The following is a 21,240-nucleotide window of genomic DNA, read 5'->3' on the forward strand; positions in this document are numbered from 1 at the left end:
GCCCCCCCCGCGGCCTGGCGCCACCCCCCCCGGAGCCCGCCACCCCGCCCCCGCACCCCCACCCCCACCCGCACCCAAGCGACGCGGCCGGCCGCGCGCGTGCGGGCGCCCGCCACTGCGCTGTGCCTTGTGCCTTGCGCGGGTCTCGGCCGCTGCCCCGCAACCATGGGCCAAGCCCCGCGACAGGCCGGGAAGCGCGTCCGCGGACATCCCTCGCTGTGGTCCGGATCGCGCGTCCGGAGCCCGGAGCCCGGCCGTCAGTGGCTCGCGGCGCCGAGCACGACGAAGCTCCCCGGTCGGTCAGCGAGCCGTGGGGCTCGACCGTACCGGGGAGCGGGTGGGACAGGCTCGGGTCACACGGCGTGCAACCCGTGGGCGGCGAACACCGCGCGAGCGGCGGCCACCTGGTCGCCGGTCGGCGTCGGCGTGTCGGCAAGGGTGAACTCCAGACCCAGCGCGCGCCACTTGCCGGCGCCGAGCTTGTGGAAGGGCAGCACGTCGACCCGCGCGACGTTGCCGAGGGAGGCGGCGAAGGAGGCGACGCCCTCGATGTTCTCGGGAAGGTCGGTGAGCCCCGGGACGAGGACGAAGCGGACCCAGACCTCGGTGCCGAGGTCGGCCAGGCGGCGGGCGAAGTCCACGGTGGGAGCGAGTCCCTGCCCGGTCAGCCGGCGGTAGAGCGCGCGGTCCCAGGACTTGATGTCGAGCAGGACGAGGTCGGTGTCGGCGAGCAGCGCGTCGGTGGCGCGGGAGCCGAGGAAGCCGGAGGTGTCCAGGGCGGTGTGCAGGCCGAGTTCGTGCTTGAAGCGGTGCAGCAACTCGCCGGTCAGGGCCGGCTGGAGCAGCGGCTCGCCGCCGCTGATCGTCGCGCCGCCGCCGCAGGCGCGGATGAACTCGGTGTACTTCGCGGCCTCCCGGACGATCTCGTCGGCGGTGGTGCGCCGGCCGTCGCGCAGGTGCCACGTGTCGGGGTTGTGGCAGTAGAGGCAGCGCAGCGGGCAGCCGGCGAGGAAGGCGACGAAGCGCGTCCCCGGGCCGTCGACGCCGGTCGACAGGTCCCAGGAGTGCAGCATGCCGGTCACCGGGCACGAGGCCGTCGTGCCCGCAGCCGGGCACGGCGGGGGTGCGGCGTCGCCGGCCGGGGCGGCGACGGTGGGTTCGGTCATTCCGGGTCTCCTTGCGCAAAGGCGCGGTGCCGACGCCCGTGGTCGGGGTGGGCGTCGGCACCGCGTGCGGGTGGGCGCTGCTACAGCGCGCTGTGGAAGGTGCGGCCGATCACGTCGAGTTGCTGCTCGCGGGTGAGGCGGACGAAGTTGACCGCGTAGCCGCTGACCCGGATGGTCAGCTGCGGGTACTTCTCGGGGTGCTCCATGGCGTCCAGCAGGGTTTCGCGGTCGAGGACGTTGACGTTCATGTGGAAGCCGTGGCAGGCGGTGTAGCCGTCGAGCACGCCGACCAGGTTGGCGATCCGCTCCTCCGCGGAGCGGCCGAGCGCGTCGGGGGTGACGGTGTTGGTCAGGGAGATGCCGTCCTCGGCCTGCTCGTAGGGGAGCTTGGCCACGGAGAGGGCCGCGGCGACGTAGCCGTGGCGGTCGCGTCCGTTCATCGGGTTGGCGCCCGGGGAGAACGGTTCGCCGGCCTTGCGGCCGTCCGGGGTGGCGCCGGTCTTCCGGCCGTAGACGACGTTGGAGGTGATGGTCAGCACGGACTGGGTGTGCTCGGCGCCGCGGTAGGCGGGCTGCTTGCGGACCTTGTCCATGAACTCCTCGACCAGCCGCACCGCGATGGCGTCCGCCCGGTCGTCGTTGTTGCCGTAGGCCGGGTACTCGCCTTCGACGACGTAGCCGACGGCGAGGCCGGTGTCGTCGCGCACCGGGCGCACGGTCGCGTGCTTGATGGCGGAGAGCGAGTCGGCCGCCACCGCGAGGCCGGCGATGCCGCAGGCCAGGGTGCGCCGGACGTCGCGGTCGTGCAGGGCCATCTCCAGGCGCTCGTAGGCGTACTTGTCGTGCATGTAGTGGATGACGTCCAGCGCGTGGACGTAGGTGGCGGCCAGCCAGTCGAGCTGCTGGTCGAGTTTGGCGAGCACCTCCTCGTAGTCGAGGACGTCGCCGGTGACCGCACCGGTGGCGGGGCCGACCTGGGCGCCGGAGATCTCGTCCCGGCCGCCGTTGATCGCGTAGAGCAGGGTCTTGGCGAGGTTGACCCGGGCACCGAAGAACTGCATCTGCTTGCCGACCGGCATCGCGGAGACGCAGCAGGCGATGGCGGTGTCGTCGCCGAACCGCGGGCGCATCAGCTCGTCCGACTCGTACTGGATGCTGGAGGTGTCGATCGACACCCTCGCGCAGAACTCCTTGAAACCAGCCGGGAGTTGCGGCGACCAGAACACGGTCAGGTTCGGCTCGGGGGCGGGCCCGAGGTTGTAGAGGGTCTGCAGGTAGCGGAACGAGGTGCGGGTCACCAGCGGGCGGCCGTCCTCGCCGATCCCGCCGATGGACTCGGTCACCCAGGTCGGGTCGCCGGAGAACAGCTCGTCGTACTCGGGGGTCCGCAGGAAGCGCACGATCCGCAGCTTGACGACGAAGTCGTCGATCAGCTCCTGCGCCTGCTCCTCGGTCAACCTGCCCGCGTCGAGGTCCCGTTGCAGGTAGACGTCGAGGAAGGTGGAGGTGCGGCCCAGCGACATCGCGGCGCCGTTCTGCTCCTTCACGGCGGCCAGGTAGGCGAAGTAGAGCCACTGGACCGCCTCGCGGGCCGTCGCGGCGGGGCCGGAGACATCATGGCCGTAGCCCGCGGCCATCTGCTTCAACTCGCCCAACGCCCTGATCTGCTCGGCGAGTTCCTCACGCTCCCGGAGGGTCTCCTCCAGTCGCGACGGGTCGTGCGGCAGGTGATCCAGTTCGGCCTTCTCGGCCCGCTTCACCTCGATCAGCCGGTCCACGCCGTACAGCGGCACCCGGCGGTAGTCGCCGATGATCCGGCCGCGTCCGTAGGCATCGGGCAGGCCGGTGATGACGCCGGCCTTGCGGGCGGCGAGGATCTCGGGGGTGTAGGCGTCGAAGACGCCGTCGTTGTGGGTCTTGCGGTACTCGGTGAACACCTTCTCCAGCCCCGGGTCGACCGGGTAGCCGTAGGTCTTCAACGCGCCGGCGACCATCCGCCAGCCGCCGTAGGGCATGATCGCGCGCTTGAGCGGGGCGTCGGTCTGCAGCCCGACGATCAGTTCCCGTTGCCGGTCGATGTATCCGGGCGCGTGCGCGGTGATGCCGGCGGGCACGTCGTGGGCGACGTCGTACACCCCCTTCGCCCGCTCCTCGGGGAAGCGGTCGGTGATCTGCTTCCAGACCGCGAGGGTTCGCTCGGTGGGCCCGGCCAGGAAGGAGGCGTCTCCCTGGTAGGGGGTGTAGTTGTGCTGGACGAAGTCGCGCACGTCGATGGTCTCGCGCCAACGGCCGCCCTGGAAGCCGTGCCAAGCGGTCGAGGTCCCGTGCTGCTGTGCGGTCATGGTCGGTCTGTCCTTCTCGCTCGGGTGGTGGTCAGGACTGGTTGCCGTAGTAGGCCTGGCGCATCAGCTGCTGCATGTCGGCGAGCAGCGGCATCCGGGGGTTCGCCGGGGCGCACTGGTCCTCGTAGGCGTTCATCGCCTGCTGCGGCAGGGCCGCCAGGAAGGCCGTCTCGTCGACGCCGACCTCCTTGAAGGAGCGCGGGATGCCCACCCGGTCGCGCAGTTCCTCGACGGCGGCAGCCAGCGACTCGACGCCCTGCCCGGGGGTGTCGGCCGGCAGTCCGAGCATCCGGGCGATGGCCTGGTAGCGCTCGGGAGCCACGTAGCTGCGGTACTTGGGCCAGCTGGTGACCTTGGCCGGGGCCGTGCCGTTGTAGCGGATCACGTGGGGCAGCAGCAGCGCGTTGGTGCGGCCGTGGGCGACGTGGAAGGTCGCGCCCAGGGTGTGTGCCATGGCGTGCACGACGCCGAGGAAGGCCGAGCCGAAGGCCATGCCGGCGATCGTGCCGGCGTTGTGCATCTTCTCCCGCGCGGCGGGGTTGGTCGGGCCCTCGGTGACGGCCTGCTCCAGGTTGTCGAAGATCAGCCGGATGCCGTGCAGGGCCAGGCCGTCGGTGAAGTCGTTGGCGTAGACCGAGACGTAGGTCTCGATGCAGTGGGTGAGCGCGTCGAATCCGGTGTCGGCGGTGACGGCCTTGGGCAGGTGGGTGGTCAGCGCCGGGTCGACGATGGCCACGCTCGGGGTGAGCGCGTAGTCGGCGAGCGGGTACTTCTGGCCGGTGGCGGTGTCGGTGATCACCGCGAACGGGGTCACCTCGGCCCCGGTGCCCGAGGTGGTCGGGATGCACACCAGCTTCGCCTTCTCACCCAGGTCGGGGAAGGTGAAGGCGCGCTTGCGGATGTCGAAGAACTTCTCCTTCAGGTCGGCGAAGTCGACCTCCGGGTGCTCGTACATCAGCCACATCACCTTGGCCGCGTCCATCGGCGAGCCGCCGCCGAGCGCCACGATGGTGTCGGGCCGGAACGCGCGCATCAGCTCCGCGCCCCGCCGGACGGTGTCGATGCTCGGATTGGGCTCGACGAAGTCGACCACCCGGACCTCGACCGGCTCCCGGCGGCGGTCCAGGATGCCGCGGATCCGTTCCAGGTGGCCGATCTCCACCATGGTCCGGTCGGTCACGACGACGATCCGGTGGGCGTTCGGCATGCTGGCCAGGTACTTGATGCTGTTGCGCTCGAAGTAGATCTTCGGGGGGACCTTGAACCACTGCATGTTGGTGTTGCGCCGCCCGATCCGCTTGATGTTCAGCAGGTTCAGCACCGAGACGTTCCCGGCCACCGAGTTGTGCCCGTAGCTCCCGCAGCCGAGCGTGAGCGAGGGCAGGAAGGCGTTGTACACGTCCCCGATGCCGCCCTGCGAGCTGGGCGCGTTCCAGATGATCCGGCACGCCTTGACCGCGTGGCCGAACTCCTCGACGAACGCCGCGTCCTCGGTGTGCACCGCCGCCGAGTGCCCCAGCCCGTTGAACTCCACCATTGCCGCGGCAAGTTCGACGCCCTCGCGGCGCGAGGCCGCGGTCAGCACGGCCAGCACCGGGCACAGCTTCTCCCGGGTCAGCGGCTCCGAGGGCCCGACCCGCTCCACGTCCACCAGGATCACCGAGGTGCCGGCCGGCACCTCGAACCCGGCCGCCGCGGCGATCTCGTGGGCGCTGCGGCCCACCGCGTCCGCGTTCAGCCGCTCGCCGGCGCAGGAGGAGCCCCCGTCGTCGGCGGGGAACAGGTACCGCTCCAGCAGCACCTTCTCCTCGGCACTCGCGTGATGCGCCATCAGCGTGCGGAACTCGCCGAGCGCGGCGTCGCGGACCTCGGCGTCCAGGACGACGGCCTGCTCGGAGGCACAGATCATGCCGTTGTCGAAGGTCTTCGACAGCACGATGTCGTTGACGGCCCGCTTCAGGTCGGCGCTCCGCTCGACGTAGGCGGGGACGTTGCCGGCGCCGACCCCGAGGGCCGGCTTGCCGCAGGAGTACGCGGCCCGGACCATCGCGTTGCCGCCCGTCGCCAGGATGGTGGCCACGTCCGGGTGGTGCATCAGGGCGTGGGTGGCCGCCATCGACGGCGTCTCGATCCACTGGATGCAGGACGCGGGCGCTCCGGCGGCCACCGCGGCGTCCCGCACGATCCGGGCCGCCTGCGCCGAGCAGCGCTGCGCCGAGGGGTGGAAGGCGAACACGATCGGATTGCGGGTCTTCAGCGCCAGCAGGCACTTGAAGACCGTGGTGGAGGTGGGGTTGGTGACCGGGGTGATGCCCGCGACCACGCCGACCGGCTCGGCGATCTCCACGATCCCGTCGATCTCGTCCCGGCGGACCACTCCGACGGTCTTCGTCCGGGCCATCACGTGGGTGACGTTCTCGCAGGCGAAGACGTTCTTGACCGCCTTGTCCTCGAACAGGCCGCGCCCGGTCTCCTCCACGGCCAGCGCCGCGAGGCCGGTGTGCTGCGCCAGTGCGGCCAGGGACGCCTTCTTGACGATGTGGTCGACCTGCTCCTGGGTGAAGTCCGCGTACTCCTGAAGGGCCGTCAGCGCGTCGGCGACCAAGGCGTCGACGGCGGTGGTGCTGGCCGGGGCGGGGACGGGAGGATTCGGTTCCTCGGCCTGTGGGCGGCGGGGCATGGCGGGACCACCTTTCGGTTCGTCATCCGGGGATCGTGCGCCGGCGGGCATCGCTCCCGCTGCTCCTCACAGCCTTCCCGAACGACACGCTTCGGGGCGGCGGCCGTTGGGGCACTCCCAGCGGGTCGAAGGTCCCTCGTCCGACGGCTGCCGGTGCACCAACGCCCCGGGGCCGGACGCGACAGCGGCCGTGGCGGGACCTGGTGTCGGTCCTGCCACGGCCACTGTCGCGTTGCCGGTCAGGCGTGCGGCACCACCGCGACCGGGCTGTGCGCGTGGTGCAGGACCGCGTGGGCCACGGCGCCCAGCCCGGGCACGGCCGGCCCGATCCTCGGGGTCCGCCGGCCCACAACCACCAACGAAGCGCTGCGAGATGCCTCCACCAGGGCCTTCCCGGCCGGCCGGCCCGTCACCTCGGCCGCGACGCGCACGTCGGGGAACTTCTCCCGCCAAGGTGCCAGCGCGTCCTGGAGCCGGACCAGCGCAGCCATGGCCAGAGCCTCCGCAATGTCCGGCGAGTCTGTCGGAGCTGCCGTCACATACCGTCCGGTCGACAGGTTCCGGCTCTCCACCAGGCGCAGCCCGACGCCCCGCTCGGCGGCCTGCTCCAGGGCGAAGGCGAGCACCTCCGCAGCGGGCCGGGCACCGTCCACCCCCACCACCACGTCGGATGCCGCGCCGCCGCCCTCCGTTCCCACCGGGACCAGAACCACGGGGCAGGCCGCGTGCGCCGCCACGCGCAGCGCGACCGACCCGACCAGCAGTCCGGCGAGCCCGCCGAGCCCGCGCGAACCGAGCACCAGCAGGCCCTCCCGGTCCCCGGCGGCAACCAACGCGTAGGCCGGGTGGCCGGGGACGTGCTCGCAGGAGATCTCCAGGCCCGGCAGCACGCCCGCGAGGTGGTCCCGCAATTCGAGCACCGGCCGGGGCAGCGTCGGCGCCGGGTCCCGGGGGACCGCCGAGAACGCCGGCTCCTCCCCGCCGACGTGGATCATCCGCAACGCACGACCGCTCCGGTGGGCCTTCTGGGCCGCCCACTCGGCCGCGGCCGCGCTCCGCGCCGATCCGTCGACCCCCACCACGACAGCGTGAGACATGATCACGACCTCCTTCGTCCTGGGTCGCGAACCGATGTGCGCGACCTCGTGGTGGTCGCGAACGGATGTGCGCGACCTGGTGTCTGACGGACAGGCTCGCGGCCGGCGACGGCCGGCCACAGAGGCCGAGCAGCCCCCGACCGGTTCCGAAGGTCCCGGTCGGAGGCTGCTGCGACGCCTCGGGTACGACTGCCACCGGGCAGTCGGCGTGCTGCAGGCTCCACCGGGGGAGCAGGTGCGGCACCAGGGGCAGGGCGTGCAGCAGGTGCGGCGTGCGGCCACGCAGCAGCGCCTCGCAGGCGGCCCACTCGGCGGACCACTCGGCGGGCGCCGGGCGGGCTTCGGATCCGTCGATGCCGACCGTGACGGCCGGGTCCTTGGCGATCGTCCCCTCGGGCGGAGCGCCTTCGGTCCGGATCCGGGTCAGCGGCCCGGCTGCCAGTCCGCGATCTCGGGCAGGTCGGTGCCGTGTTCGCGGATCCAGTCGTGGTGCCGGCTCCGCTGGTCGGCCATGGCCTGCCGGACGGCGGCGGCCCGGACGGCCAGGCCGGGGACGCGGTCGATGACGTCCATGACCAGGCGGTAGCGGTCGAGGTCGTTGCGCACCACCATGTCGAAGGGCGTGGTGGTGGTGCCGGACTCCTTGTAGCCGCGCACGTGCAACTGCGGGTGGACGGTTCGGCGGTAGGCGAGCCGGTGGATCAGCCACGGGTAGCCGTGGTAGGCGAAGACCACCGGCCTGTCCCGGGTGAACAGGGCGTCGAACTCGGCGTCGGGCATCCCGTGCGGGTGCTCCTCGGCGGGCATCAGCCGGGCCAGGTCGACCACGTTCACCACGCGCACCCGCAGCTGCGGCAGGTGACGGCGCAGCAGCTGTGCGGCGGCGACCACCTCCTGGGTCGGCACGTCACCGGCGCAGGCCAGCACCACGTCCGGCTCGACGCTGCCGTCGTCGCTGCCGGCCCACTCCCAGATCCCGGCTCCGCGCGCGCAGTGGGCGCGGGCCTCCTCCAGGCTCAGCCAGTCGAAGCAGGGCTGCTTGCCCGCGACCACCACGTTGACGTAGTCGCGGCTGCGCAGCACGTGGTCCGCGGTGGCGAGCAGGGTGTTGGCATCCGGCGGGAAGTAGACGCGCACGGCCTCGGGGCTCTTGCTGAGGACGTGGTCGACGAACCCGGGGTCCTGGTGGGAGAAGCCGTTGTGGTCCTGGCGCCAGACGTGCGAGGTGAGCAGGTAGTTGAGGGAGGCGATCGGGGCGCGCCAGGGGATCTGCCGGGTGGTGCGCAGCCACTTGATGTGCTGGTTGACCATCGAGTCGACGATGTGGACGAACGCCTCGTAGCAGGAGAACAGGCCGTGTCGGCCGGTGAGGAGGTAGCCCTCCAGCCAGCCCTGGCAGGTGTGCTCCGAGAGGATCTCCAGTACCCGGCCGTCGCGGGCCAGGTGCTCGTCGACCGGCAGGGTGTCGGCCTGCCAGGCCTTGCCGGTGGCGCCGTAGACGGCCTGGAGCCGGTTGGAGGCGGTCTCGTCCGGCCCGACCAGGCGGAAGTCGCGGCGCCGCGCGGTGTCGGCCATCAGCTGTTCGAGCAGGTCGCCGAGGACGCGGGTGGGCTCGTGCAGGGTGGTGCCGGGCTTGTCGACCGGGACGGCGTAGCGCTCCAGGGCGGGCAGGGGCAGGTCCTGCAGCAGCAGGCCGCCGTTGGCGTGCGGGTTGGCGCCGAGACGGCGGCGGCCCTCGGGAAGGCAGTCGAGGACTGGTGCGGTGGGCCGCCCGTGCTCGTCGAACAGCTCCTCGGGGCGGTAGGAGCGCAGCCAGGCCTCCAGCTGCGCCAGGTGGGCGGGGTTGTCGCGGACCTGGTCCAGCGGGACCTGGTGGGCCCGCCAGGTGCCCTCGACGGGCACACCGTCCACCTCCCGCGGGCCGGTCCAGCCCTTCGGAGTGCGCAGGACGATCATCGGCCAGCGCGGGCGCCGGGTGGAGCCGTCGGTGCGGGCCTCGTGCTGGACGGCGGCGATCCGGTCGAGGGCGGTGTCCATGGCGACGGCCATCGCGCGGTGCACGGCCATCGGGTCGTCTCCGGTGACGTACAGCGGGTCGTGGCCGTAGCCGCGCAGCAGGGCGTCGAGTTCGGCCTCGGGCAGCCGGGAGAGCACCGTGGGATTGGCGATCTTGTAGCCGTTCAGGTGCAGGACCGGCAGCACCGCGCCGTCGTGCACCGGGTCGAGGAACTTGTCGCTGTGCCAGGAGGCGGCCAGCGGTCCGGTCTCCGCCTCTCCGTCGCCGATCACGCAGGCGACCAGCAGCCCGGGGTTGTCGAAGGCGGCCCCGTAGGCGTGGGAGAGGGCGTAGCCGAGCTCGCCGCCCTCGTGGATCGAGCCGGGGGTCTCGGGGGCGACGTGGCTGGGCACCCCGCCGGGGAAGGAGAACTGCCGGAACAGCTTCGCCATGCCCTCGGCGTCCCGGGTGACGGACGGGTAGGTGTCGGTGTAGCTGCCGTCCAGCCAGGAGCCGGCCAGCACGGCCGGGCCGCCGTGGCCCGGCCCCCAGACGCAGACGGCGTCCAGGTCGCGCCCGGAGATCACCCGGTTCAGGTGGGTGTACACCAGGTTCAAGCCGGGCGAGGTCCCCCAGTGCCCGAGCAGGCGGGGCTTGATGTGCTCGGGCCGCAGGGGCTCGCGCAGCAGCGGGTTGGCCATCAGGTAGATCTGACCGGCCGCCAGGTAGTTGGCGGCCCGCCAGTGGGCGTCGAGCGCCCGCAGGTCGGACTCGGTCGGCTCTGCGGTGGTCGGATCGGCGGTCACGGGCATGGCGGCGGGCTCCTCGGGAACCGGGTGTGGCTGACCCCTCCATCGTCACGCCCCGCACCCGCCCGGGCACAGGGCCGACCGGGCCGTCGCGGGCGGCCGAACGAAGGACTTCCGGCCCACCAGGGCCCTCCCGGTCCTGTCCGGGGGCGCGCGGCGAAGCGCCTGACGGAGGACCAACGGCCCTGGGAGCGGGGCCGCCGGCCCCACGCGCGCGCCGCCACTGCGGCCGGAGGCTGGCGGCACCCCTGCCGACCGCCGCGGGGGCGCACCCAGCGGACGAACGGAACACGACATGATCGACAGCGGACGTGAGACGAAGGCGTACCTGGTCGGCGGCGGGATCGCCGCACTGGCCGCCGCGGCCTTCCTGATCCGCGACGGCGACGTCCCCGGCGAGAACATCCGCATCATGGAACAGCTCCCGCTGGCAGGCGGCTCGCTCGACGGCCGGGGCTCACCGGAGCAGGCGTACGTGACCCGGGGTGGGCGGATGCTGGAGGACGAGGCGTACACCTGCCTGTGGAACCTCCTGGAAACGATCCCCACCCTGGACGACCCGAAGGTCTCCGTCCGCCAGGAGATCGCCGACTTCAACCGGGACTGGCCCACCGACGCCCGGGCCAGGCTGATCGACGCCGACCACCGCATCATCGACGCCGCGCGCCTGGGCCTCGATGCCCGCGACCGGCTGGAGCTGACCCGGCTGCTGGTCCTGCCCGAGTCGGTGATCAGTGCCCGCCGGATCGACGACTTCTTCTCCGAGCACTTCTTCAGCACGAACTTCTGGGCGATGTGGCGCACCACCTTCGCCTTCCAGAACTGGCACAGCGCCATCGAGCTCAAGCGGTACCTGCTGCGCTTCCTCCAGGAGTTCCCGCGCATCCACACCCTGGCCGGCGTGCGCCGCACCCGCCTCAACCAGTACGACTCCATCGTCCGCCCGCTCACCGACTGGCTGGCGGAGCGCGGGGTGCGCTTCGAGCACGGTGTCACCGTCACCGACGTCGACTTCACCGAGCAGGACGGCATCCGCCGCGCCAGGCGCCTGCACCTGGACCGCGAGGGCCGCCGCGAGGAGGTCGACCTCGCCGACCTCGACCTCGCGTTCATCACCCTCGGCTCGATGACCGCCGATGCCGCCTACGGCGACGACCACGCCGCGCCCGAGCTGGTCCGCGACAAGCGCGACGGCAGCTGGACACTCTGGGAGACCCTGGCCCGCAAGGCCCCCGACTTCGGCCGGCCCGCCGTCTTCAACGGCAGCATCCCCGAAGCCGCCTGGGAGTCGTTCACCCTCACCATGCGCAGCCCCGCCCTGCTCGGGCGGATCGAGGAGTTCAGCGGCAACACGCCCGGCACGGGCGCCCTGATGACGTTCAAGGACTCCCCGTGGCTGATGTCGGTCGTCGTCCCGCGCCCGCCGCACTTCGCCGGCCAGCCGGACGACGTGTTCACCCTGTGGGGCTACGGCCTGTTCGGCGACACCCCCGGCCAGTACACCGGCAAGGCCATGGCCGACTGCACCGGGCAGGAGATCCTCACCGAACTCCTCGGCCAGCTCGGCTTCGACGACATCGCCGACGAGGTCCGCGCCACCACCACCGTCACCACCGTGATGATGCCCTACATCACCAGCCAGTTCGCCCCGCGCACCGTGCACGACCGCCCCCGCGTGATCCCGCACGGCGCCCGCAACTTCGCCTTCCTCGGCCAGTACGTCGAGATCCCCGAGGACGTTGTCTTCACCGTCGAGTACTCCGTGCGCGGCGCCATGCACGCCGTCTACCGGCTGCTGGGCCTCGACCTGCCCGTCCCACCGGTCCACCACGCCCTGACCGAACCCGCCACAGTCCTGCGGGCCCTGCGGACCGCCTTCGCCTGAACACCCCGACGTCGGGTCGAGTCCCGCCCGTCCCACGCGCCGGCACCCCACCGGCTCCGGGCCCGACCTGGTCACAGCGCGGCGGCGCACCCCCGGCACGGAAAGCCGGAGGTGCGCCGCCGATGCACGCTGCAGGCAACCCTGCGGGTCGACGAGGCAGCACCCGCGAGGCAAGCCGGCTCGGCTGCGGAGCGGGTACGCGAGAGCCGGGGACGGCCCCACACCGTCCCCGGCTCCGCACTTCGTGCCCGGTCGAACCCCCACGGTCGCCGGGCCGGACCCCCGCCCCCTACAGCACGGGGGTGATGAGGCCGTAGTGGCCGTCGTAGCGGTGGTACAGCACGTTGCCGTGGCCGGTGGCGACGTCGGTGAAGAACATGAACGGCAGACCGCCCAGGTCCAGCCGCGCCACGGCCTCGGCGACAGCGAGCCGCGGCACACCGACGGTGCTCATCGGCAGGCCCGGCACCGGCTCGTCCAGGGGGCCGGTGGTGGCCAGCCGGTACCCGTCGTCGGCCCGGTCACGGTGGACCACGCTGTCGTAGCCGCTCGCCGCGTCGGTGAACAGGTGGAAGTCGTAGTCCATCGCCTCCAGCTCGAACACGGCTTCCCAGGCCGTCTGCCGCGCCAGGCTGTAGGACTTGTGCCGGACGATCCGCCGCTCCGGCGTACTGCGGGCGTGGTGCTGCGGGCGGTGCTCGTGCCGGGTGCCGTCCTGCAAGGCCGCCGGTGCGCTCGCGTGGTGGTCGCGGTGGTGGCGGAGGCGGGCGATCCGGGAGTTCAGGCGGTCCTGGAGCAGGTCGACGGCCTCCTGCATGGTGGCAGCGGCCACGTGCGCCCGCACCGGCCTGCCGTTCAGGTCGACAACGGCCTGGGCGAGCGAGGGCTTCGCCATCGCGTGGTTGGCCTCCTGGGTGAGCTTCACCCGGGCGGCGAGGACCGGCTCGTCCAACCTGCCCAGCACGGCGAGCATCTTCGCCCTCGCGTAGTCGGGCGCGGCCGAGGTGACCTCGCCGCGGGTCTCCACCAGGACCTCGGTGGCCGGCCCGGTCTGCAGACGGTTCATCACAGTTCCCTTTCCTGGTGGGTTCGGACTGCCGCGGGCGGTGCGGCCGGGCCGTGCGCCGAGGGTCCCGTCGGCAGCGCCGCAGCTCCCCGGTCGTGCGGTGCGGGCCGTGCGCGGACGGTGGTGCCGGTGGTGCCGAGGAGGGCCCCGAGGGCATCGTCCAGCGGGCCGATGGCGGCGAGGTTGCCGGTGCGTTCGGCGAAGGCGGCGGCGGCCTCGGCCTTGGGGCGCATCGAGCCGTCGGGCAGGTCCAGCTCGTGCAGCCGGCCGGGGGTGACGGTGGTGAGCGGGCCGGGGTGGGCCGCACCGAAGCGGGTGAACACGTGGGTGACGTCGGTGAGGATCAACAGGGCGTCGGCGCTGAGCTCTTCGGCCAGCAGGGCGGCGGTGCGGTCCTTGTCGACCACGGCCTCCACACCCCGCAGCTGGCCGGTGTCCGGGTTGCGGACGACCGGGACGCCGCCGCCGCCGGCGGCGATCACGACGGCTCCGGTCGCCAGCAGGGCGCGGATGGCGGGCACCTCGGTGACCGCCACCGGCAGCGGCGAGGGGACGGTGCGGCGCAGGTGGCCACCGTCGCGGGCACAGGTCCAGCCGCGGTCGAGCTCCATCATCCTGGCCTGGTGCTCGGTGAGTCGGCCGCCGATGAACTTGTCGGGATGCTTGAAGGCGGGGTCGTGGGGGTCGACCTCGGTGTGGGTGATCAGTGCGGTGACGGCGCGGCCGGGCAGGCGGCCGACGAGTTCGCGGGCGAGCAGGGTGCCGATCATGCCCTGGGTCTGCGCGCCGAGGACGTCCAACGGGTAGGGGACGGTCAGGGCCGGGTCGCCCTCGCTCTCGACGGCGAGCAGGCCGATCTGCGGCCCGTTTCCGTGCGTGATCACGAGTTCGTGTCCGGCGAGGACGAGTTCGGCCAGTGACCGGGCGGCGTCGTGGACGTGGTGCTGCTGGACGGCGGCGTCGGGCCGTTCGCCCCGCTGGAGCAGGGCGTTTCCGCCGAGGGCGGCGACGATGCGCATGGTCAGTCCCTCCCGAGAGTGGCGACGAGGATCGCCTTGATGGTGTGCATGCGGTTCTCCGCCTGGGTGAAGACCAGGGAGGCCGGCGACTCGAAGACCTCGTCGGTGACCTCCAGGCCCTCCAGCCCGTGTTCGGCGGCGAGTTCGGCACCCAGGTCGGTGCGCCGGTCGTGCAGGGCAGGCAGGCAGTGCAGGAAGGCGGTGTCCGGGTTGCCGGTGGCGGCCATGGTCCCGGCGTTGACCTGGTACGGGAGCAGCAGGTCGATGCGCTCCTTCCACCGGGCGTGGTCCTCGCCCATCGAGACCCAGACGTCGGTGCAGAGGTAGTCGGCGCCGCGCACCGCGTCCTCGACCTGGTCGGTGAGGGTGAAGCGGGCGCCGCTCCGCTGCCCGAGCAGCAGGGCCTCGGCGACCAGCAGCGGATCCGGCCACAGCTCGCGCGGGGCGGCGATCCGCACGTCCATGCCGAGCAGGCTGCCCATCACCAGGAGCGAGTGGGCGGTGTTGTTGCGGGCGTCGCCCAGGTAGCAGAAGGAGATCTGCTCCAGCGGCCGGCGGCTGTGCTCGCGCATGGTGAACACGTCGCACAGGCTCTGGGTGGGGTGGCACTCGTCGGTGAGGCCGTTGTAGACCGGAACCCCGGCGTGGGTGGCGAGTTCGGTGACGGTGTCCTGGGCGAAGCCCCGGTACTCGATCGCGTCGTACATCCGCCCGAGCACCCGGGCGGTGTCGGCCACCGACTCCTTGTGGCCGAGGTGGGAGCTGTCGGGGCCGAGGAAGGTGGTGGTGGCGCCCTGGTCGGCGGCGGCCACCTCGAAGGCGCAGCGGGTGCGGGTGGAGTTCTTCTCGAAGATCAGCGCGAGGCGCCTGCCGGTGAGCTGCCGGCGCTCGGTGCCGGCCGCACGGGCGGCCTTGAGGTCGGCGGCGAGGTCCAGCAGGTGGTGGATCTCGGCGGCCGTGAAGTCGAGTTCGCGCAGGTAGTGCCGGCCGTGCAGGTCGGTGGTCATGGTTCTCTCCCAGCAGGTCAGTTGGCGGGATCGCGCTGGACGGGGCAGCTCATGCAGCGCGGGCCGCCGCGGCCGCGGCCCAGCTCGGAGCCGGCGATGGTGACGATCTCGATGCCCTGCCTGCGCAGGTAGGTGTTGGTGGTGGTGTTGCGCTCGTACCCGACGACCACGCCGGGCTCCAGGGCCAGGAAGTTGCTGCCGTCGTCCCACTGCTCGCGCTCGGCGGCCCGCACGTCCTGCTCGGCGGACAGAAAGCGGACCTTGTCCAGGCCGAGCGCCTCGGCGAGGGAGGCGGCGAGGTCGCTGTCGGCGCCGACGTCGAAGCCGGCGGGGCGCTCGGGGGCGGGGACGAGGGTCCAGGAGCGCAGCCGGTCGGCCAGGCCCGGGTAGACGGCGAAGGTGTCGCGGTCGATCATCGTCAGGACGGTGTCCAGGTGCATGAACGCGCGGCTCTCCGGAAGCCGCACCGCGATCAGCCGGTGCGCGGTGTTGGTCAGGAACAGTTGCTGGGCCAGGGTTTCGACGGCCTGGGCCGTGGTGCGCTCTCCCATCCCGACCATGACCACGCCCGGTGCGAGCACGTGCACGTCGCCGCCCTCCAGGCTCAGGCCGGGGGCCGTGCCGGTGCCGTCGAGCAGTGGGGGCGGGGCCTGCGCGAACAGCGGGTGGAAGCGGTAGATCGCGGCGGTGTGCAGGGTCTCGCGGCGGCGGGCCGGGCGGGCCATCGGGTTGAGGCTGTAGCGTCCGCCGATCCAGCACGAGTTGTCGCGCGGGAAGAGGTGGTTGGGCAGCGGCGGCAGCGCGAAGTCCTGCTCGCCGAGCGTCTGCCAGGCCAGGCTGGGCGGGGTGCGCAGCGGCAGGTCGTCCTTGAGGACGCCGCCGATCAGGTACTCGGCCAGGGTCTTGCCGTCGAGCTGCAGGCACAGCTCGTGGAGCGGTTCCACCAGGGCGGGGCCGACGGTGGCCGGGGTGACGACCTGGCCCAGCAGCCAGGCCCGGGCCGGAGCGAGGTCGAGCGTCTCGGCGAGCAGGTCGGCGTAGTGGTGGACGCGCACGCCGTGGTCGCGCAGCACCTGGGCGAAGGCGTCGTGCTCCTCGCGGGCGCGCTTGGCCCACAGGATGTCGTCGAAGAGCAGGCCGTCGACGTTGCGCGGGGTCAGCCGGGACAGTTCCAGGCCCGGGCGGTGCAGGATCACCTGGCGCAGGCGGCCTGCCTCGGATTCGACACGCAGGGTGGACACGGGGGTGCTCCTCGGGGTTTCAGTGCTGGTGACGCGTGGTCAGTGCACGGCGCAGGACGGTCGGCAGGCCCACCGGGCGGGCGGCGCGAGCCGCCTTGGGCAGGGGCGCCGCCGTCGCCTTCGGCAGGGGCGCCGCGGTGGGGTCCGCGGGCTCGGCCCCGGCCGGTCCGGTCGAGGCAGCGGTTCGGGCCGTGGTGGTCGGGCGCTTCAGCCAGATGTAGACCGGGATGCCGAGCAGGATGGTGAACAGGCCGTAGTAGACGGTCTGGTAGCCGCTGCCCTGGATCGACCAGTACGAGAAGGCGAGGGCGAGCACCGCAACCGTGGCGTCGCGGGCGAAGCGCCGCCGCTCCAGCTCCTGACGGCCGTGCACCACCAGCCAGTACAGCTGGGCCGCGGCCGAGAGCAGGTACGGGACGACGGCGGTGAGCACGCTCAGCAGCACGATCTCGGTGAAGACCTTGGTGAACCGGGTGTAGCTGACCACGGTCAGCACCGAGGCCAGGACGGTGGCCGAGACGATGCCGAAGACCGGCACCTCGCCGCTCCCACGAGTGCCGGTGAAGGCGGTGGGGAAGAGCCCGTCGCGGGCGGCCGCCATCGGCATCTCGGCGCAGATCAGGGTCCAGCCGTTCAGCGCGCCGAGTCCGGAGACGATCGCCGCGACCGCGACCAGGTTGCCGGCCCAGTGGCCGCCCGCGATGGTGTTCATGGCGTCGGTGAACGGCGCGGTGGCGGAGCCGAGGCGGGTGTGCGGGACGGTCCCGAAGACCGCCAGGGTGCCGAGCAGGTAGATCGCGGCGCAGGCCAGCGTGCCGTACACGGTGGCCCGTCGCACGTTCCGCTCCGGCTCCCGGACCCGGCCGGCGGCCACCGACGCGGTCTCCAGGCCGATGTAGCTGAACAGCGCGATCGCACCGGCGGCCGACACGGCGCCCAGCGCCGAGCCGCCGCTCGCGTTGAAGGCCCCGAAGTTCCCGGACTTCACGAACAGCAGGCCGGCGGTCGCCATGAACGCCAGCGGCAGGAACTTCAGCACCGTGGTCACCACCTGGAAGGCGCCGATGGTGCGCACCCCGGTCAGGTTGACGATCGCCGGCAGCCACAGCCCCGCCAACGCGATCCCGACCGAACCCCAGGTGTGGTGGCCCTTGTTGACGAACACCTCGACGTACCCGACCCAGGCGACCGCGATGGCCGCGTTCCCGGCCCAGGCGGTGATCCAGTACGACCAGGCGGTCAGGAACCCGGCGAACTCGCCGAACGCCTCCCGGGCGTAGACGTACGGTCCGCCACTGCCCGGCACCCGCTGCGACAACCGCCCGAAGACCAGCGCCAGCGCCAGCGCGCCGATCGTCACCAGCACGAACGCCACCAGTGCGATCGGCCCGTAGGGCGCGAGCGCGGACGGCAGCGCGAACACCCCGGTACCGATGACGCTGCCGACCACCAGCGCGGTCGCGGCGGGCAGCCCGAAGCCGCTCCCTGCCCCTGCGGTTCCGTCAACCGCCGTGCCCTGCGGTGGTCTTCCGCGACCGTGTACGGACATCTGGTGCTCCTCTGCGATGCGTCCGGGAGGCGGACACCGGTGCGTCCGTCGCTCACGGTGACGATCCTGGGGCCGCGGCCGCCGGTCACCCCAGGGACCATCGGACCCTGATCACGGCGCCACCCGTCCCCTCCCCACGACCCACTGGTCCCGGGGCTCCCGGCTGCCCGGGGTCCGGGGCCGTTCAGGGACCACTGGCCCTCTCCAGGACCCCCTCGGTCCCTGGGCCGAGCCGATCGCCTCCGACAGAGTTCTCGACGGAGGACCGGGCCAAGGCCTGGTCGTCGACGGCCGCCATGGCCGCCATGGCCGCCACGACCGCCACTCCCGGGGCGTGCGGCTCGGCCCCGTCGCCCACGCCGTGCTCCACCACCTCGCCGCGCCCGGCGCGGTGATCCCGCGCACCTGAGCCCGCCCGTCCTCTTTCGTCCCCTCCCGTCCTCTCCCGACCGGTCACCGAAGGGCAGTCCGCCAATGACCCGCACGCCGCGCACCCGTCCCATCCGTCCGTGGCACCGCAGCCTGCGCCGGGCGCTCGGTGGCGAGCGCAATGAGCTGGCCCGACCGGTGGACCGGGCCCGCAGCCGGGCCCGGCTCGTCGCCGCCGTCGCCGGCACTATGGCCCTCGTGCTCGGTGCCACCGCCGGGTGGACCTCGTTCGACTCGCGTGAGCACCGTGCCGCTGCGGCAGCTGCCCGCCTGCACCACCTGGACGCCGTCCTGCTCACCTCGACCAGCACCACGACCGACAGGACCGGCACCGAAGCCCCCCAGTACCGGGCCACCGCCACGTGGACGTACCCCGCCGGGCAGCAGCAGACCGGCACCGTGGGCATCGGCCGACAGGCAGGGGCGGGTTCCACCGTCAGCATCTGGGTCGCCGACACCGGCCGCCCGGCCACCGCCCCGGCCAGCATCGCCGACCTCGCCTCCGACGCCGTCGTCGTCGGCCTGCTCGCCGCGGGCATCCTGTTCGCCCTCATCGCCTGCGGCCTGGGCCTGCGCCTGCGATCGCTGGACCGCCGTGCCGACACGGCCTGGCAACGCGCCTGGGCGGAGCTGGAACCCGTCTGGACCGGCCGGGCCTCCCAACGGCCCGGCACCGAAGGCCCTCGGCACAGCTGAACCCGGTCCGCCGACCCCGGTCCGCCGACCTCGCCCCGGCGCACACCGCGCCGGAAGGACAGCCCCGGGGTGACGTCCGTGCCCCTCGACAACGAGCCCACCCAGGCATGTCAGCGCGTCCTGCTCCTGCCCACCCTCCACGGCCTGCGCCGGCTGCACCGGGGTGCTGGTGATGTCCTTTCCGTCGAGGAGACGGGAGGCGAGGCTGTCGCGCAGCGCCCGCGCCATCGATGACCTGCTGGTGGACGCCCTGCCCTGCTAGGGCCTGTCTGACCATTCCCGCCGGGTCCGGCCCGCCCGGCACCCACTCTCGCCGCACGGCCGAAACGCCCAAGTAGCTCCGCTACGAGGGCGTTCCTGCCGCACGCCGAGAGCACGCACCGAACGACCCGGCCTGATCCGACGCGAATTGTCAGACAGGCCCTAGAATGCTGGTCATCACGTGAGCCTTCTCGGTGTGGATTCCGATCCGCCGAGGAGGCTTTTTTCATGCCCGGGGCCCGCCCGGCTCGACACCGGTGGACCCGCTTCGAGGTCCTCGCCCTGCCGAGCGACCTGAACGCGCCGCGCCCCACCCATCGGTTCGTTGTTCCAAGCCGCAAGATGAGATCCGCGTTATGAGCCAACAGACGAACACCCATCCTGCCATGGGTACTTGGCAACTTGGCGACCGGACCGTCCATCGCGTCGGGTTCGGCGCGATGCGGCTGACGGGTACCGCCCCCTTCGACCGCGGCGTGCCGCGTGACCGCGATCGGTCGATCGGCGTGCTCCGTCGGGCGATCGAGCTCGGTGTGAACCACATCGACACCGCCGCCTTCTACTTCTCGGCGACGCGCTCCGCCAACGAGCTGATCAACCGGGCACTGGCGCCGTACCCGGAGGACCTGGTCATCACCACCAAGGTCTGGCCGGGTCGCGATCCCTCGGGCGCGTGGTGGTGGGCCGCGCCGGCGCAGTTGCGCGGCCAGGTCGAGGAGAATCTGCGCCAACTCGGCCGCGATCACCTGGACGTGGTGAACCTGCGCGTGCCACCGAGCCGGCGGGCCGGCTCGATCGGCGAGCACTTCGGCGCTCTGGCCGAACTGCGCGATGCCGGGCTCATCCGCCACCTCGGCATCTCCAACGTCACGTCCGAGCAACTGGCCGAGGCCCGGGCCATCGCCCCGGTCGTCTGCGTGCAGAACCCGTACGGGATCGGTGCGTCGGGCGAGGACCGGGCGCTCCTGCGGCTCTGCGGTGAACTCGGCCTCGCCTTCGTCCCGTTCTTCGCGATCGCCGGTCCTGGACGCGACGCGGGTCCGGCCCCCAGCGACCACGAGGCGGTGTACGCCGTAGCCCGCGCGCACGGTGTGTCCGTCGCACAGGTCCGGCTGGCCTGGACCTTGCAGCAGGGGCCGCACGTGCTGGCGATCCCGGGCACCGGTGATCCGGACCACCTCGCGCAGAACATGGCGTCCGGCGCACTGCGGCTCTCGGACGACGAGATGACACTCCTCACCTAGCTGCGGCCGGCCGGGGCGTAGCGGCGCCACTGCCGGCCGAAGCCCACTCCGCGGGTCACCGCTCGGACCGAAAGGGTCAGCCGGCGCCCTACGGGTCTGCAGAAAGAACGGTGTAGCTCCCGATCAAGGAGAAGCACCTGGTGAAGGAAGTAACCGTCTCGGCTGAGGCCATGGAGGCTGTGCGGCCGGTGGAGTTGCAGCCGGGCGCGCTGGACGGGCAGTTGATCGGGCAGCTGGTCGACAGGGCCCGTGCGAGCGGGCTGCAGCTCACCGGCGCCGGCTGCCTGCTGCAGCAACTGACGAAGAGGATCCTGGAGTCCGCTCTCGAAGGCGAGACGACGGACCACCTCGGCTACGAGAAGCACGATCCGGCCGGGGCGGGCAGCGGGAACTCGCGCAACGGCACCCGGTCGAAGACGGTGCTGCCCGAGGTCGGCCCGGTCGCGATCGAGGTTCCCCGCGCCTGCGAGGGCTCGTTCGAGCCGCAGCTGGTCCGCAAGCGCCAGCGGCGCCTGTCCGGTGTGGACGAGAGGGTGCTCTCGCTGTCCGCCCGCGGTCTGACGCACGGTCAGAGTTCCGCGCACCGACGCCCGCCTCATCGACGAGGCCGATACCTGGCCGACGTGCACGAGGCGATCAGGCGGCGCGGCTGGATGCTTCCTGGCCACTCTGACGATCACCGCGCCTGCTGCTGATGGTCATGGGGCAGGACAGTTGCCTACGGCTGCCTGGGTCTCGCCCGTGCTGGGGTTC

At 72.4% G+C, this 21,240-nt stretch carries 13 protein-coding genes and 1 pseudogene; 4 read left to right on the forward strand and 10 right to left on the reverse strand.

Annotation, left to right across the window (positions count from 1 at the left end; translation table 11 throughout):
- Positions 1-353: 353 nt before the first annotated feature.
- The 5 genes from pflA to ACFW1A_RS07165 all read right to left on the reverse strand — a co-directional run bounded on the left by pflA (position 354) and on the right by ACFW1A_RS07165 (position 10,093).
- Positions 354-1,166: a pyruvate formate-lyase-activating protein gene (gene pflA, locus ACFW1A_RS07145; RefSeq protein WP_380405552.1), complete on the reverse strand. Its 813-nt coding sequence runs from the start codon at positions 1,164-1,166 to the stop codon at positions 354-356.
- A gap of 80 nt (positions 1,167-1,246) precedes the next feature.
- Complete coding sequence (gene pflB, locus ACFW1A_RS07150) at positions 1,247-3,508, reverse strand: formate C-acetyltransferase (protein WP_380405557.1); 2,262 nt, start codon at positions 3,506-3,508, stop codon at positions 1,247-1,249.
- A 31-nt stretch (positions 3,509-3,539) separates the two neighbouring features.
- Positions 3,540-6,188, reverse strand: coding sequence for a bifunctional acetaldehyde-CoA/alcohol dehydrogenase (adhE, locus tag ACFW1A_RS07155; RefSeq protein ID WP_380405561.1), 2,649 nt, complete (start codon positions 6,186-6,188; stop codon positions 3,540-3,542).
- Between the two features lie 239 nt (positions 6,189-6,427).
- Complete coding sequence (locus tag ACFW1A_RS07160; protein ID WP_380405564.1) at positions 6,428-7,285, reverse strand: universal stress protein; 858 nt, start codon at positions 7,283-7,285, stop codon at positions 6,428-6,430.
- 423 nt (positions 7,286-7,708) lie between these two features.
- On the reverse strand, positions 7,709-10,093 hold the full coding sequence (locus ACFW1A_RS07165; protein ID WP_380405567.1) for a phosphoketolase: 2,385 nt from the start codon (positions 10,091-10,093) through the stop codon (positions 7,709-7,711).
- A 292-nt stretch (positions 10,094-10,385) separates the two neighbouring features.
- Here ACFW1A_RS07165 and ACFW1A_RS07170 point away from each other — a divergent pair, with 292 nt between their 5' ends.
- The gene (locus tag ACFW1A_RS07170) at positions 10,386-11,975 is read left to right on the forward strand and encodes an oleate hydratase (RefSeq protein ID WP_380405570.1); all 1,590 of its coding nucleotides are present in this window, start codon (positions 10,386-10,388) and stop codon (positions 11,973-11,975) included.
- Between the two features lie 289 nt (positions 11,976-12,264).
- Here the strand turns inward: ACFW1A_RS07170 and ACFW1A_RS07175 are convergent, their stop codons facing one another.
- The 5 genes from ACFW1A_RS07175 to ACFW1A_RS07195 are packed head-to-tail and all read right to left on the reverse strand — an operon-like array spanning position 12,265 to position 17,857.
- Positions 12,265-13,041: an HPF/RaiA family ribosome-associated protein gene (locus tag ACFW1A_RS07175; protein WP_380405573.1), complete on the reverse strand. Its 777-nt coding sequence runs from the start codon at positions 13,039-13,041 to the stop codon at positions 12,265-12,267.
- Positions 13,041-14,060, reverse strand: coding sequence for a carbamate kinase (locus ACFW1A_RS07180; protein ID WP_380405576.1), 1,020 nt, complete (start codon positions 14,058-14,060; stop codon positions 13,041-13,043). Before ACFW1A_RS07180 ends, ACFW1A_RS07175 begins: the two co-directional genes overlap by 1 nt.
- Before the next feature lie 2 nt (positions 14,061-14,062).
- Positions 14,063-15,067, reverse strand: coding sequence for an ornithine carbamoyltransferase (argF, locus tag ACFW1A_RS07185; protein WP_380405579.1), 1,005 nt, complete (start codon positions 15,065-15,067; stop codon positions 14,063-14,065).
- A gap of 17 nt (positions 15,068-15,084) precedes the next feature.
- Positions 15,085-16,308 carry an arginine deiminase gene (locus tag ACFW1A_RS07190; RefSeq protein ID WP_380405582.1) on the reverse strand — a complete coding sequence of 408 codons (1,224 nt, stop codon included), beginning with the start codon at positions 16,306-16,308 and terminating at the stop codon, positions 15,085-15,087.
- A 19-nt stretch (positions 16,309-16,327) separates the two neighbouring features.
- Entirely contained in the window at positions 16,328-17,857 is a 1,530-nt protein-coding gene (locus ACFW1A_RS07195; RefSeq protein WP_380405585.1) for an amino acid permease, read from the reverse strand.
- Positions 17,858-18,331: 474 nt separating this feature from the next.
- On the opposite strand from ACFW1A_RS07195, the gene ACFW1A_RS07200 reads away from it, so the two are divergent.
- The 3 genes and pseudogenes from ACFW1A_RS07200 to ACFW1A_RS07210 form a co-directional block, all read left to right on the forward strand.
- Positions 18,332-18,982, forward strand: coding sequence for a hypothetical protein (locus ACFW1A_RS07200; protein ID WP_380405588.1), 651 nt, complete (start codon positions 18,332-18,334; stop codon positions 18,980-18,982).
- 617 nt (positions 18,983-19,599) lie between these two features.
- On the forward strand, positions 19,600-20,487 hold the full coding sequence (locus tag ACFW1A_RS07205) for an aldo/keto reductase (protein WP_380405591.1): 888 nt from the start codon (positions 19,600-19,602) through the stop codon (positions 20,485-20,487).
- A gap of 170 nt (positions 20,488-20,657) precedes the next feature.
- Positions 20,658-21,071, forward strand: a pseudogene (locus ACFW1A_RS07210) (transposase); the annotation flags it as partial.
- Positions 21,072-21,240 lie beyond the last annotated feature (169 nt).

The organism is Kitasatospora sp. NPDC058965 (genome assembly GCF_042741245.1).
In the GTDB taxonomy this organism is placed as follows: Bacteria; Actinomycetota; Actinomycetes; order Streptomycetales; family Streptomycetaceae; genus Kitasatospora.

What these genes read in the sequence shown, in the direction of transcription:
- pflA (WP_380405552.1), bottom strand. Translation starts at nt 1,166, where the DNA reads ATGACCGAACCCACCGTCGCCGCCCCGGCCGGCGACGCCGCACCCCCG.
- pflB (WP_380405557.1), bottom strand. Translation starts at nt 3,508, where the DNA reads ATGACCGCACAGCAGCACGGGACCTCGACCGCTTGGCACGGCTTCCAG.
- adhE (WP_380405561.1), bottom strand. Translation starts at nt 6,188, where the DNA reads ATGCCCCGCCGCCCACAGGCCGAGGAACCGAATCCTCCCGTCCCCGCC.
- ACFW1A_RS07160 (WP_380405564.1), bottom strand. Translation starts at nt 7,285, where the DNA reads ATGTCTCACGCTGTCGTGGTGGGGGTCGACGGATCGGCGCGGAGCGCG.
- ACFW1A_RS07165 (WP_380405567.1), bottom strand. Translation starts at nt 10,093, where the DNA reads ATGCCCGTGACCGCCGATCCGACCACCGCAGAGCCGACCGAGTCCGAC.
- ACFW1A_RS07170 (WP_380405570.1), top strand. Translation starts at nt 10,386, where the DNA reads ATGATCGACAGCGGACGTGAGACGAAGGCGTACCTGGTCGGCGGCGGG.
- ACFW1A_RS07175 (WP_380405573.1), bottom strand. Translation starts at nt 13,041, where the DNA reads ATGAACCGTCTGCAGACCGGGCCGGCCACCGAGGTCCTGGTGGAGACC.
- ACFW1A_RS07180 (WP_380405576.1), bottom strand. Translation starts at nt 14,060, where the DNA reads ATGCGCATCGTCGCCGCCCTCGGCGGAAACGCCCTGCTCCAGCGGGGC.
- argF (WP_380405579.1), bottom strand. Translation starts at nt 15,067, where the DNA reads ATGACCACCGACCTGCACGGCCGGCACTACCTGCGCGAACTCGACTTC.
- ACFW1A_RS07195 (WP_380405585.1), bottom strand. Translation starts at nt 17,857, where the DNA reads ATGTCCGTACACGGTCGCGGAAGACCACCGCAGGGCACGGCGGTTGAC.
- ACFW1A_RS07200 (WP_380405588.1), top strand. Translation starts at nt 18,332, where the DNA reads ATGACCCGCACGCCGCGCACCCGTCCCATCCGTCCGTGGCACCGCAGC.
- ACFW1A_RS07205 (WP_380405591.1), top strand. Translation starts at nt 19,600, where the DNA reads ATGAGCCAACAGACGAACACCCATCCTGCCATGGGTACTTGGCAACTT.